This is a genomic window from Streptomyces sp. JW3 (genome assembly GCF_052216785.1).
Classification (GTDB): domain Bacteria; phylum Actinomycetota; class Actinomycetes; order Streptomycetales; family Streptomycetaceae; genus Streptomyces.
In genome coordinates, this window is record NZ_JBQOUX010000150.1 from 1 (window position 1) to 12259 (window position 12259).

11 protein-coding genes are annotated in these 12259 nt (G+C 74.3%); 6 read left to right on the top strand and 5 right to left on the bottom strand.

Features of this window, described 5'->3' with window-relative positions:
- Nucleotides 1-103: 103 nt before the first annotated feature.
- Nucleotides 104-1507: a zf-HC2 domain-containing protein gene (locus ACTT8P_RS35390; RefSeq protein ID WP_442835897.1), complete on the bottom strand. Its 1404-nt coding sequence runs from the start codon at nucleotides 1505-1507 to the stop codon at nucleotides 104-106.
- Nucleotides 1504-2097: a sigma-70 family RNA polymerase sigma factor gene (locus tag ACTT8P_RS35395; protein WP_442835898.1), complete on the bottom strand. Its 594-nt coding sequence runs from the start codon at nucleotides 2095-2097 to the stop codon at nucleotides 1504-1506. Before ACTT8P_RS35395 ends, ACTT8P_RS35390 begins: the two co-directional genes overlap by 4 nt.
- 339 nt (nucleotides 2098-2436) lie before the next feature.
- Between ACTT8P_RS35395 and ACTT8P_RS35400 the strand changes: the two genes are divergently transcribed.
- From ACTT8P_RS35400 to ACTT8P_RS35415, 4 genes are all read left to right on the top strand, one after another.
- On the top strand, nucleotides 2437-2817 hold the full coding sequence (locus ACTT8P_RS35400; RefSeq protein WP_442835899.1) for an STAS domain-containing protein: 381 nt from the start codon (nucleotides 2437-2439) through the stop codon (nucleotides 2815-2817).
- A gap of 153 nt (nucleotides 2818-2970) precedes the next feature.
- Entirely contained in the window at nucleotides 2971-3483 is a 513-nt protein-coding gene (locus ACTT8P_RS35405) for an EF-hand domain-containing protein (RefSeq protein WP_442835900.1), read from the top strand.
- A 374-nt stretch (nucleotides 3484-3857) separates the two neighbouring features.
- Nucleotides 3858-4328 carry an ATP-binding protein gene (locus ACTT8P_RS35410; RefSeq protein ID WP_442835911.1) on the top strand — a complete coding sequence of 157 codons (471 nt, stop codon included), beginning with the start codon at nucleotides 3858-3860 and terminating at the stop codon, nucleotides 4326-4328.
- 448 nt (nucleotides 4329-4776) lie between these two features.
- Nucleotides 4777-6093, top strand: a complete 1317-nt coding sequence (locus tag ACTT8P_RS35415; protein ID WP_442835901.1) for an MFS transporter — start codon at nucleotides 4777-4779, stop codon at nucleotides 6091-6093.
- Here the strand turns inward: ACTT8P_RS35415 and ACTT8P_RS35420 are convergent.
- Entirely contained in the window at nucleotides 6016-7023 is a 1008-nt protein-coding gene (locus tag ACTT8P_RS35420; protein WP_442835902.1) for a GlxA family transcriptional regulator, read from the bottom strand. The genes ACTT8P_RS35415 and ACTT8P_RS35420 overlap by 78 nt on opposite strands.
- 83 nt (nucleotides 7024-7106) lie before the next feature.
- Between ACTT8P_RS35420 and ACTT8P_RS35425 the strand changes: the two genes are divergently transcribed.
- Nucleotides 7107-8414 (top strand): MFS transporter, encoded by a 1308-nt coding sequence (locus tag ACTT8P_RS35425; RefSeq protein ID WP_442835903.1) that lies wholly within the window; start codon nucleotides 7107-7109, stop codon nucleotides 8412-8414.
- Here the strand turns inward: ACTT8P_RS35425 and ACTT8P_RS35430 are convergent.
- Together ACTT8P_RS35430 and ACTT8P_RS35435 are read right to left on the bottom strand one after the other, a co-directional pair.
- The gene (locus ACTT8P_RS35430; protein ID WP_442835904.1) at nucleotides 8411-9613 is read right to left on the bottom strand and encodes a flavin-containing monooxygenase; all 1203 of its coding nucleotides are present in this window, start codon (nucleotides 9611-9613) and stop codon (nucleotides 8411-8413) included. The two genes, ACTT8P_RS35425 and ACTT8P_RS35430, sit on opposite strands and share 4 nt — an antisense overlap.
- A gap of 39 nt (nucleotides 9614-9652) precedes the next feature.
- Nucleotides 9653-11308, bottom strand: a complete 1656-nt coding sequence (locus ACTT8P_RS35435) for a subtype B tannase (RefSeq protein ID WP_442835905.1) — start codon at nucleotides 11306-11308, stop codon at nucleotides 9653-9655.
- 178 nt (nucleotides 11309-11486) lie between these two features.
- On the opposite strand from ACTT8P_RS35435, the gene ACTT8P_RS35440 reads away from it, so the two are divergent.
- On the top strand, nucleotides 11487-12083 hold the full coding sequence (locus tag ACTT8P_RS35440) for a GNAT family N-acetyltransferase (RefSeq protein ID WP_442835906.1): 597 nt from the start codon (nucleotides 11487-11489) through the stop codon (nucleotides 12081-12083).
- The last annotated feature ends 176 nt before the right edge of the window (nucleotides 12084-12259 follow it).

Genomic DNA, 12259 nt, shown 5'->3' on the forward strand with positions numbered 1-12259 from the left:
CCCGCGCCCCTTGAGGGACGTCCACCGCACGTACTCAAGGGGCGCGGGGAACTGCGCGAGCAACCACGGACCACCCGCAGCCGCCCCGCGACGCGAAGGCCCCCTACATCCGGCTCAAGCTCGCCGCAGCGAAGAGTACGTCCCTGATCGCCTCCCGGTCCCCGGACTGCCCGGCCGCCGCCTCCTCCGGAGGAACCCGCCCCGCCGCCAGCCGGCAGAACTCCACGTCGTCCAGGGCGACATACGCCACCTCGTGCTCAGCGGAGCCCACCGCCGCCGGTGAGTCCAGCGGGATGTACCACTGCCCGCCGCCCGACCCCTCGATCTCCAGCCGCAGACTGCGCCCCGGCGCCCCCGCCGCCACCAGGTGCCGCTGCGCCCCGGGCGCGGCCTTCCCGGACCGGCGGCGCTCCGCGAGCACCGCGGGCAGCATCCGGGCCGCGAGGTCGATCATGCGGTTGAGGTGCCGCGCGGCCGGCGGATCGTAGGGATAGTTCACCGCCTCCGCGATGTCCTCGGCGTGCACCCAGCACTCGAAGGCCCGGTCCAGCATCGCGTCCCGCAACGGCAGCTCGAAGTCGCCGTACGCCACCGGCATCCGGCCCGCGCCGGCGTCCCGTCCGGGCTCGCCGCCGCCGGTGAACGCCGTGGTCCGGATCAGCGCGTGGCTCTGCTCCCGCCAGGGCGCGCGCACCGCGCGGGTGGGCGGCAGGTGCGAGCCGCGCCAGTACGCCTCGGTACGGCCGGCCGGTGCCGGGGTCCGGGCCGCGAGGTCGCCGAGCGGGTCGGCCAGCCCGAGGGCGAGGGCGACCAGGCCGTCGACCGCCAGCAGGTGGGCGATGACCCCGGCGACGGTGGTGCGGCGGCCGGCCGTCCCGTCGTCCGCGAACCAGCGCAGCCGCACCGGAGCGTGCCATTCCGCGTCCCCGAAGTCCTGGAGCAGGGCATCCAGCCGGGCGGTCTCGGCGTCGTACGGCATGGTCCACTCGGGGACCGGGATGCGCGGCGGGCGGCGTTCCAGGCAGCCGTCCAGGACGCGGGTGCGCAGGGCCGGGTTCGGGTCGAGGGTGTCCGGCGGCTGGAGCAGTTCGACCGCCTGCCGCAGCCGGCGGCCCTCCTCGGTACAGGCCGCGCAGTCGTCGAGATGCCGGTCGACGGCGGCGGCCTCCTCCGGCGAGCAGGCGGCCAGCGCCCAGGCGCCGAGCAGGGACTTCAGTACCGGGTGCGCCAGCGCGAGCGGCGCGGCGGGCGACGGCAGCGGCAGACCGCCGTCCTCCAGGGAGACCCGGGGCAGCGGTATCCGGGGCCGGCCGCCACCGGACCCCGGCCCGCCGGGCCCATCGGGCCCACCCGGCCCACCGGGCACGCCGGACCCATCGGCTCCGCCGGGACCGTACGGCTCCGGTTCCTCCCGCCGCTCCGGCGCCCCGTCGCAGTCACCCATGTCACCCATGTCATCCATGTCACCGATGTCACCGATGTCGCCGGTGTCACCCACGCCGCTCATGCCGCGCCTCCGTAGCCGGGCGGCGCCTCGGGCGGGTCGCCGGGGGCCGTCGTGTCGTGGGCGGTGGACAGGAGCTGGAGGCCCAGCCGGAGGCGGCGGCGGGCCTCGTCCTCGGTGATGCCGAGGTCGGCGGCGGTCTGGCGGTAGTCGCGGCGCTGGAAGTAGGCCCGCTCCAGGGCGGACCGCAGCGGCGCGGGCATGGACTGGACGATGTAGTCGGCGCGGGCGGCGACCGACGCCTGGCGCACCCGGCGCTCCAGGTCCTCGGCGGTGCCGGGGCCGCCGCGGGCGAGCGCGGCCGTCCCGGTGGCCCGCAGCCGCCGCACGGCCAGCCGGCGGGTGAGTTCGGCGACGTACGTGCGCAGTGGTCCGCGCTTGGGGTCGTAGGCGTCGGGGTGCTCCCAGAGGTGGGTGAAGACCTCGCGGGTGAGGGCGTCGGCGGCACTCTCGTCGGCGAGCACCCGGTGGGCGAGGCCGTGCACGAGGGAGGCGAACCGGTCGTACAGCTCGCCGAGGGCGGCGGCCTCGCCGCGGGCGAGCCGCTGCTGCATCTTGCGGTCCCAGCGGAGCGGTGTGCTCTTCATCGCCATAAGGCCCCTTCACCCCCTGGTACTGCCCTGGTGCTGCCCTGGTGCCAACGTCCAGCCTGCGGCCATCGTCTTCTCGAATGTAGTCGGCACGTATGACGGCGCACGCCCCTTTGCGGCAATGCGCGCCCCGGGGAGCGCCCCGGATGGTAGGGACCGTGCGCGGACCGTGCGGGCGGACCGAAGGGGATCGTGAGGAACGGAAACAAGCCGCTTCCGGTCGGTTCTCGTTTTCCCCGGCGCGTTTGCGGGAACGGCCGGTGGGCAGGCGCGCGCCCAAGGAAGCGTAGGTGTGTCTTCCGATTCGCGTTCGCGTAGGGATTCGCGCAAGGGAAGGAGGGCTTGGCGGTGACGTTTCAGGTGACCGGGGACGAGCGGGGCGGCTGGACCGTCGTCCAGGTGTCGGGCGAGCTGGACCTGGTGACGTCGCCGGCGCTGCGCCAGCGGGTGCACGACGCCGTGGCCGAAGGGCGCCACAGCCTGGTCCTCGACCTCTCCGACGTACTGTTCTGCGACTCCAGCGGCGTGGGGGTGCTGATCGCCTCCCGCCGCCTCATACGTTCCTGCCAGGGCCGGCTGCGGCTGATCCTGCCCGCCCAGGGCGCCGTCGACGGCTCGCACGTCAACCGGGTCCTCGGCGCGCTGGGCGTGCGCCGGCTGTTCGACGTCCATCCCGACGTCGCCTCGGCGACCGGCGACGAACCGCGTCCGCTGTCCGCCTAGCATCATCGTTTCGTCACACCGTTGTACCGGTATTCACCCGGTCTTGGGGCAGACGTCACTTTTCGTCGCCCGGCGCTCCCCGCGGTCGTAGGCTCCCAACGACGTGAGGCGGCCGGAGAAGGACGCGAGGCGGCCGGAGAAGAGGGAGCAGAGATGGTCAGCAACGAGAACGAGCGCAGGATCGCCGACCGGTTCGCCACCTTCGACCAGAACGGCAACGGCTGCATCGACCGCGAGGACTTCGGCGAGGCGGCCAGGGCGCTGCTCGCGGAGTTCGCCGTCGCGGCCCGCTCCGAGCGGGGCCAGGCGCTGTACGGCGGTGCCGAGGCGTTCTGGCAGGGCATGGCCGGTATCGCCGACCGGGACGGTGACCAGCGCATCACCCGCGAGGAGTTCGTCACCGGCGCGGTCAAGCGGCTGCGGGACACCCCGGACCGGTTCGCCGAGATCGCCCGGCCCTTCCTGCGCGCGGCGCTCGCGGTCGCCGACTCCGACGGCGACGGAGCCGTCACGGTCGAGGAGACCGCCCGGCTGCTGACCGCGCTCGGCGTGCCCGCCCCCACCGCCCGTCCGGTGGCCGAGGGGCTCGACGCGGACGGCGACGGAAAGGTCGTGGAAGCGGACGTCGTGCCCGCCTTCGCCCGCTACTTCACGGTGGCGGACTGACGGGCCGGGCGAATCCGGTCCGGGGCGTCACCGTTCGTGGCGCCCGGTGATCACGGAGGGTTTTGCCGGGTCGTGTCCCGGGCGGGACCCGTCACAGCCCGCAGTCGGCGGCGGGCTCCGGTACGTTGTCCGGATCGCGGCCTGTTCGACTCCCTATGGGCGGCGTCGCACAGTATGACGCACGGGTACTCCTTCGCGCTGGAATATGCCCGAAGCGCTTGTTGGCGTGACTGTACGTCAACCATGCTGTCTCACAAGGGAGTCACGGTCCGTGATCCCCGTCTGTCCCTGTCTGTCCCTGTCCTGGCCGTTGTTCCGGCCATAGGTGCGAGTGTCTGTCGGTTCGGATGGTGTGAGCGGTGCAGGTGCTTCAAGTGCAGCTGGAGATCCGGCCCGACCCCGCGGAGGTCGGGCGGGCCCGCAGATGGGCCCGTTCGAGACTGGCCGGGTCGGGGATACGGGACGACGAGCCGCTCGCCGAGGCCCTGGTCCTGCTCGTCTCCGAACTGGTCACCAACGCGGTGGTGCACACCGGCCGGCCGGCCGTGCTCCGGCTCTGTCTGCCGTGCGGCGGGCCGGGGACGGCGGACGAGGCCACCGTCCGGCTGGAGGTGGCCGACACCAGCGGGCGGGCGCCGGTGTACCGGTGCCCGGACGGTGACGCGACCGGCGGCCGGGGACTGGCCCTGGTCGACGGGCTCGCCGACCGCTGGGGCTGGACCCGGGACGAGGCCGGCAAGCGCATCTGGTGCGAACTGGACCGCTGCGCCCAACGCCCGGAGCCCGCCGCCGACTGCGCCGTGACGGCGGCGTTCGAGGGGCTGGCGGCGTACGAGGCGGTGTGAGGCCGGGACGCGTGGCCCCCGGGCCGGCCGGGGTGCGCCCCGATGCGCCCGGCCGTGCTTCCGTGCGCTTCCACCATGAAACTGGACATATACGCGCGAATACCATCGATGTCCGTTGACGGTACGTGACGGCTCATTCACGCTGATGGTCAGCGATTCGCCGTGAGGGGACGGCGAGGGCCGGTACGGAAGCCCTCGGCGAGTGTGGGTCGCGACGCGACGGCGATCCCCTCACGGCTTCGGGGCCGAGGCGGAACGCCGGGTCGGGCGGCGGTGCGCGGCGCCGGTCTCGGGGTGAGGCCGCCGCCCCGCCGCCCGGTCGCGGCCGGGTAGTCGAGAAAGTTATCCACAGGGTGTGGAGAAAAAGTGTGGGCCGGGACAGTCGCGGTTGTCCACAGGCCCGGAAATCGGCTGGGGCGTTGTCGGACCCCGGCCCTACCGTTTTCGCATGACCTACCGCGACGTAGCCACCCGACCGGTGCTGACCTGGGCCTGCACCGCCCTCGGCGCCCGGCTGCCGGTGGCCATGGCGCCACTCGCCCTGGTGTTCCTGGTCCGGGACCGGCCGGGCGGGTACTCCCTGGGCGCGGCGCTCGCCTCGGTGTATGTGCTGGGAGAGATCGTCGGGGCGCCGCTGCTCGGTCTGCGGCTGCGGCCCGGCCGGGCCCGCCGGCACCTGACGGCGGGCCTGCTCGCCGGCGCCGCCGCCTTCGCCGGGCTCGGACTGCTGCCGCGGGCGCCCGGCGCGGCGCTCGCCGCCTTCGCGTTCCTGGCCGGGGCCGCGCCCGCCGCGGCGGCCGGCGGACTGCGCACCCTGCTCACCGAACTGGTCCCGGAGCGGTCCGTCGCCCAGGCCCTGTCCGTCGAGTCGATACTGACCTCCGGGGTGTGGGCCGTCTCCCCGGCCACCGTCACCGGCCTCGCCCTGGGCGCCGCCCCGCGGATACCACTGCTTCTCGCGGCCGGCCTGATGGCCGCCTCCGCCGCCGGACTGCGGTTGCTGCCCGCCGGCTGGGGCGGCAAGGGCGGTCCTGCGGTCCCCGGGGCCGCGCGCGAGCCGGTGCTGCGCGTGCTGGCCGCCGCCTGGCCGGTGTACGTCACGGGCGCGGCCGGCCTCACCCTCCTCGGCCTCGCCGAGATCGTCCTGCCGGCCCTGCTGGAGCAGCGCGGCATCGGCGTCGGCTGGGCCGGTCCGCTGCTGGTGGGCCTGGCCGTCGGCTCGGCCGCCGGGGCCTTACTGTACGGACTGCGGTCCTGGCCGGGGCTGTCGCGCACCCGCAGCGCGGTGCTGCTGTGCGGTACGTCGCTGTGCGTGGTGTGGGTGGCGCTGATACCCGGCACGGCCGCGATCGCGGCGGGGCTGACCGTCGGCGGCATGCTCCAGTCCGGTGCGCTGCTCACCCGCAACCTCGCGCTGCGCGAGGCCCTGCCGCCGGGCGCCCTGGCCGCCGGCTACTCGGTGATGTACGCCGTCGCGGGCGCGGGTTACGCGGCGTCGGGCGGCCTGGCCGGTGTCCTGCTCGACGTGGCCGCCCCGTCCACCGCGATCCTGTCCGGCGTCGGCCTGACCCTCGCCCTCACCGCGGCCGGCTGGTACGGCGAGACCCGCCGCGGCCCTGGGCCACGGGGTGCCGTTCCCGCCCCGGGGGTCCGCTCACCGGGCGCCGTTCCCGCCCCGGGCACCCCGCTACCGAACCCCGCCCCCGCCCCCGCTGCGGAAGGTCCGCCGGTAGGTGGTCGGGGTGACGCCGAGGGTCGTCTGTAGGTGCTGGCGCATCGACTGGGCCGTGCCGAAGCCCGCCTCGCGGGCCACCTGGTCCACCGACAGGGCGGTCGACTCCAGCAGCTGCCGGGCCCGTTCGACGCGCTGCCGGGTCAGCCACTGGCCGGGGCTGACCCCGACCTCCTCGCGGAACCGGCGGGTGAACGTACGGACCGACATCGCCTCCCGCTCCGCCATGTCCCGCAACTGGATCGGCTCGTGCAGCCGGCCCAGCGCCCAGGCGCGGGCGGCGGTGGTGGACGCCTGCTGCGGGTCGGGCACCGGCCGTTCGATGAACTGCGCCTGTCCGCCGTCGCGGTGCGGCGGCACCACGGTCCGCCGGGCCACGTCGTTGGCGACGGCCGTCCCGTGGTCCCGGCGCACCAGGTGCAGGCACAGGTCGATGCCGGCCGCGACCCCGGCCGAGGTCAGCACGTCGCCGTCGTCCACGAACAGCACGTCCGCGTCGACCCGGACCCTCGGGAAGAGCCGCTGGAAGTGCTCGGCCGACGCCCAGTGGGTGGTCGCCGGGCGGCCGTCGAGCAGCCCGGCGGCGGCGAGCACGTACCCGCCGGTGCAGATGGCGACCAGCCGGGTGCCGGGCCGGACCAGGGCGAGGGCGGCGGCCAGTTCGGCGGTCAGCACGCCCTCCTCGTAGACCGGCCCCCTCTCGTAGGAGGCGGGCACCACGACCGTGTCGGCGCCGGCCAGCGCCTCCGGTCCGTACGCCACCAGGATCTCGAAGTCGGCGTCGGTGGCGACCGGGCCCGGTGGCCGGACCGAGCAGGTGACGACGTCGTACAGCGCGCGCCCGGCGACGTCCCGGGCCTTGCCGAAGATGCGCTGCGGGATGCCCAGTTCGAAGGGGAGCACGCCGTCCAGGGCGAGGACGACGACACGATGCGGGCGGTGGGACGGGCGACCGGACGTCATGGCCCGATCCTAGCGAACCATGTCCTTCGGGCCACTCGATCGGGGCGGCCGGATGCCGCAGGCTCCAGGACGTGACTCATGACGTGACCGAGACAAGCGCACGCGAGCGCGCCGCCGGACCGCGGCCCGGACCCGCCCGGCCCCGCCGCCGCGGGGTGCACCGCGCCTGGTTCGTCGCCGCCGTCACCTTCGTGACGATCGTCGGCGCCGCCGCCTTCCGCTCCGTGCCCGGCATCCTCATCGACCCGCTGCACGCCGAGTTCGGCTGGTCCCACGGCACGATCGGCGCCGCCGTCTCCGTCAACCTGGCGCTCTACGGGCTGACCGCCCCGTTCGCCGCGGCGCTGATGGACCGGTTCGGCATCCGGCAGGTGGTCGCCGTCGCGCTGACCGTGATCGCGCTCGGCTCCGGGCTGACCGTCTGGATGCAGTCGGCGTGGCAACTGCTGCTCTGCTGGGGGCTGCTGGTCGGCCTCGGCTCCGGTTCGATGGCGCTGGCCTTCGCGGCCACCGTCACCAACCGCTGGTTCACCACCCGGCGCGGCCTGGTCAGCGGCGTCCTCACCGCCGCCTCCGCCTCCGGCCAGCTGATCTTCCTGCCGCTGCTGTCCTGGATGGTCGAGGAGCACGACTGGCGCCCGGCGGCCGTCACCGTCGCCCTCGCCGCGCTCGCCGTCGTCCCGTTCGTCTGGCTGCTGCTGCACGACCACCCGGCCGACCTCGGCCAGAAACCGTACGGCGCCGACGAGTTCGTACCGAAACCCGCCCCCGTGCCCGGCGCCGCGCGCCGCACCCTCGGCGTGCTCTTCTCCGCCGCGCGCACCGGGCCGTTCTGGCTGCTGGCCGGCACCTTCGCGATCTGCGGCGCCTCCACCAACGGCCTGGTGCAGACCCACTTCGTGCCCGCCGCGCACGACCACGGCATGCCGGTCACCGCCGCCGCCTCGCTGCTCGCCGTCATCGGCGTCTTCGACGTGGTCGGCACCATCGCCTCCGGCTGGTTCACCGACCGCTTCGAGGCCCGCCGCCTGCTCGCCGTCTACTACGCCCTGCGCGGCGTCTCCCTGCTCTTCCTCCCCATGCTCCTGGCGCCCACCGTGCACCCCCCGATGATCTTCTTCATCGTCTTCTACGGCCTCGACTGGGTCGCCACCGTGCCACCCACCCTGGCCCTGTGCCGGGAGCGGTTCGGCGACGACAGCGCGATCGTCTTCGGCTGGGTGCTCGCCTCCCACCAGGTCGGCGCCGCCCTGGTCGCCTTCCTCGGCGGCGTCGCCCGCGATGTCTTCGGCTCCTACGACGTCGTCTGGTACGCCTCCGGCGCGCTGTGCGCGGCGGCCGCCCTGATGGCCCTGGTGATCCGCCGCCGCCCGGCCGGACGGGACGCCTAGCCCGGCAGCCGGGACAGCCGTTCGCCCTGGCGGCGGTCGATCGCCTTGGCGATGCGGAGGGCGTCGTGGGCGAGTTCGCGGAGCATGCCGCTGATCGGGTTGGTGAAGCCGGTGAAGTACAGGCCGGGCGCCGGCCTGGGGGAGCGGGCGCCGTGGGCGGTGGGGCGGCCGCGCGCGTCCAGCACATCCAGGTGGCCGACGAGGGAGGTGAGGCCGCGGTCGTAGCCGGTGGCCGCGATCACCGCGTCGGGGGCGATGCGGTCGCCGTCCGCGAGGACCACCTTGCCGTCCTCGAAACCGTCCACGGCGGCCACCACCTCGATCCGCCCCCGGCGCACCGCGTCGATCAGGCCGACGTCCTGCACCGGGATGGCGCCCTGCTTGACGCGGCTGTAGAGGCCGGTGTCCGGGCGGGGCAGGCCGTGCGCCGACAGGTCGGGCACGCTCACCCGGCACATGGTCCGGGCCAGCCGGTCGACCAGCCGGACCGGCAGCCGGCGGACCAGGACGGCCGAGTACTGGGCGGCCCAGCCGGCCGTGGAGCGGCGCACGATGTGCGGCGCGGTGCGCACGGCCAGCCGGACCCGGGCGGCGCCGCCCGCCACCAGGTCGACGGCTATCTCGGCGCCGGTGTTGCCGACACCGACGACCAGGACGTCCCGGCCGGCGTAGGGCGCCGCGTTCCGGTAGGCGGCGGCGTGCTGGAGGGTGCCCGTGTACAGGGCGAGACCCGGCCAGTCGGGCAGCCGCGGGGTGTGGTTGAAGCCGGTGGCGACGACCACCGCGGCGCCGGTCAGTTCGCGGCCGCCGGAGGCGCGCAGCAGCCAGCCGGTGCCGTCGGGGGCGGGGTCGACGCGGGACACCTCGACGCCGGTGACGATCTCCAGGCGGTGGTGCTCGGCGTACTTCTCCAGGTACCGCACCACGTCGCCCCGGGCCGGCCAGCGCCCGAAGCGGCGCGGCATCGGCAGGCCGGGCAGCGACGACAGCCGGCGGGTGGTGTGCAGCCGCAGCCGGTCGTAGTGCCGGCGCCAGGACGCGCCGACCCGGTCGGAGCGTTCCAGGACGACGGCCCGGATGCCGCGGGCGCGCAGGGCGTGGGCGGCGGCGAGGCCGCCCGGCCCGCCGCCGACGACGTAGACCGGCAGGTCACCGGGTGCGGCGGCGGGCGTGGGGGAGTCGGTCGCGGAGTCGGCCATGCGGCGAGCGTAATCACCCGCACGGCCCGGTGGGCCCGGCTAGGCCGACTTGTGACCGGCCGTCTTCGCGATCCACTCGATGAAGTCGCCGGCGTCCTCGTTGGCGCCGTGGCCCGCGTCCCAGTAGTAGAGGTGGCTGACGTCGTCGCCCAACTGGTCCGCGGCGGCTGCCAGGTTGGCGGAGACGGTGAGCGCGGTGTCGGAGTCCGAGGAGCCGAGCCGGATCCACCAGTGCTTGGTACGGCCCGCGTTGGGCTGGTCGACCAGGTGGTGCATCGGGTTCATCAGCCGCAGCTTCTCGGGGATGTCGCTCGCCAGCCGGGCGCTGCTCCCCTTGTCCTCGCGCAGGCTGTAGAGGGTGAAGTGGCGGTACTGCTCGGTGCCCTGGCCGAACTCGTTGTTGATGTCGCCGGCCATGGCGTCGGAGGAGTCGGTGGGGAACGTGAACAGGTCGAAGGCGGGGGCGTCCTTCTTGCGGGCGCCGACGTGGGTGAGGAAGTCGGCCCAGGTGAAGGTGGCGTTCTTGCCGTCCCAGCTGATGAAGGTGTTCTTCGCCAGGTACGTCTCGCGGTCCGCGGCCGAGAGGGCGGCGAGGTACGTGGTGGCCGACGGCTGGAGGTACGTCTTCAGCAGGTACTCGTCGTAGTTGCGGGCGGTGAGCGTGCCGAAGCCGCCGCGGCCGCGCAGCTTCAGGCCCGCCTGGTACTCGGCGAACTGCGACTTGAGTTCCTTGGACACCGTCTGGTCGACCTGCGCGCCGGTGCTGAGCTTGTTGGTGCCCCAGTTCCACTCGTAGGCGCCGTCGGCGTGCTCCAGGTCGGTGATCGGGCACCAGGCGCCGGTCGCGAAGATCGCGTCCGAGGCGTCGGCGGCACCGATCTCCTTCAGGTACTTGTCGTAGATCGGGCTGTCGCCGGACGCGCCGAGCAGCGCGGACAGGGCGCCGCCGGCGCTGGTGCCGGTGGAGAAGATCCGGTCCGTGTCGCCCGGGACGCGGCCCTTGTTGGCGCGCAGGTAGCGGACGGCGGCCTTCAGGTCGACGATGGCGGCCGGGGCGGTGCCGTAGTACTCGCCGGCGCTGTTCTTCAGGGTGCGCCCGCGCGCCCCCGGCTCCACCACCACGTACCCGGCGGCCAGGCCGAGCGGCGGCAGGCTGACCATTTTGCCGCCGGCCTGCTGCGCGGCGCTGCCGGACTCGGTGCCGGTGGAGGAGTCCGCCGAGGATGCGGTGGCCGACGGGGCGGCCGAGGCGCTCGCGGCGCCGCTCGGGGCCGTGCCGCCGCCCGTGCCGCCGCCGCCCACGCCGGTGGCCTCGGCGACGGAGGAGGGCATGTAGCCGCCGACCGAGTTGGCGAACAGGATCGGGGCGCCGGTGGCGTCCACCGTCTTGCCGTCGATCTTGACGGGGACGCTGATGTTCAGGCTCTGGTACGCCTCGTCGACCGGCTTGGAGACGTAGGTGATCGCCTTCCAGAAGCGGTACGTCACCTCGTGCTCGGTACCGGCCGCGTCCGTGACGGTCGTCGTCAGCGTGGTGTACGCGTCCGGGGCGAAGACCAGCGCGCCGGACGCGGCGGAGCCGCCCTTCTTGTTCTCGGCCTGCGCGGTGAGGGCGATGCCGCCCACCGCGGCGACACCCGCGGTCGCGCCGATTCCCAGCACGACACTCCTGCGCTTGACTGCCCTGTGCTTCACGTTGACGCCCTCCTGGGTCCGTACGGGCTTGCGTCTGCGAACGTAGGACAATCGTCGACGAGATTGCCAACAATCTGCCGGGGTCCGGCGGTATTCACGGGGGACGCACAGTTTCACGGATGACTCACGGGGGAACACGCGGGTGACTGGATGGCCGGTACAGGGATTGAATGACCCCATGTCCCGAACGAGTGATCGACCGCCGCTCCCCGCCCCCCGGCCCGCCGGCCACGGCCTGCGCCTGGCCTCCTGGGACCCCGACTCGGACGCCGACGCCGAGACCTGGCTGCGCGGGCTGCTGGACCCCGACTTCCGGCGCTGGAACACCCCGCTGACCCTCGTCACGGACCTGGCCGGGGTCCGCGAGGCGCTGCGCGGCCGGGCGCGGCATGAGGCGGACGGCGGGTCGGTGTCCTTCCGGGTCACGGACGAGGCGACCGGGGCGACGCTGGGCCACGTCGGCGTCAACGAGATCAACCGGCCGCTGCGGACGGCCCGGGTCGGCTACTGGGTGCTGCCCGAGGCGCGCGGCCGGGGCGTCGCCACCCGCGCCCTGCTGCTGGCCACCGAGTACGCCTTCACCGCGTTGCGCCTGCACCGGATGGAACTGGGCCACGGCATCGGACACGGCGCCTCCTGCCGGGTCGCCGAGCGGTGCGGGTTCCGGGCCGAGGGCGTACTGCGCGACGCGATGTTCGAGGCGGAGCGGCACGACGCGTTCCGCGACGTCCACCTGCACGCACGGCTGGCCACGGACGCGCCTGCGGCGCGGTGACCGCTGGGGGTGGTGGCAGCGGTGCGCGGTGTTATGGGGCTGTCTCCTGCGCCCCGCGCGGTGACCGCTCAGGGCCACAGCAGCGGTGCGCGGTGCTACGGGGCTGTCTCCTGCGCCCCGCGCGGTGACCGCTCAGGGCCACAGCAGCGGTGCGCGGTGCTACGGGGCTGTCTCCT

Excerpts from the sequence above, each read along its gene's own strand:
- ACTT8P_RS35390 (WP_442835897.1), bottom strand. The coding sequence starts at position 1,507 with ATGAGCGGCGTGGGTGACACCGGCGACATCGGTGACATCGGTGACATG.
- ACTT8P_RS35430 (WP_442835904.1), bottom strand. The coding sequence starts at position 9,613 with ATGGCCGACTCCGCGACCGACTCCCCCACGCCCGCCGCCGCACCCGGT.
- ACTT8P_RS35405 (WP_442835900.1), top strand. The coding sequence starts at position 2,971 with ATGGTCAGCAACGAGAACGAGCGCAGGATCGCCGACCGGTTCGCCACC.
- ACTT8P_RS35440 (WP_442835906.1), top strand. The coding sequence starts at position 11,487 with ATGTCCCGAACGAGTGATCGACCGCCGCTCCCCGCCCCCCGGCCCGCC.
- ACTT8P_RS35415 (WP_442835901.1), top strand. The coding sequence starts at position 4,777 with ATGACCTACCGCGACGTAGCCACCCGACCGGTGCTGACCTGGGCCTGC.
- ACTT8P_RS35395 (WP_442835898.1), bottom strand. The coding sequence starts at position 2,097 with ATGGCGATGAAGAGCACACCGCTCCGCTGGGACCGCAAGATGCAGCAG.
- ACTT8P_RS35420 (WP_442835902.1), bottom strand. The coding sequence starts at position 7,023 with ATGACGTCCGGTCGCCCGTCCCACCGCCCGCATCGTGTCGTCGTCCTC.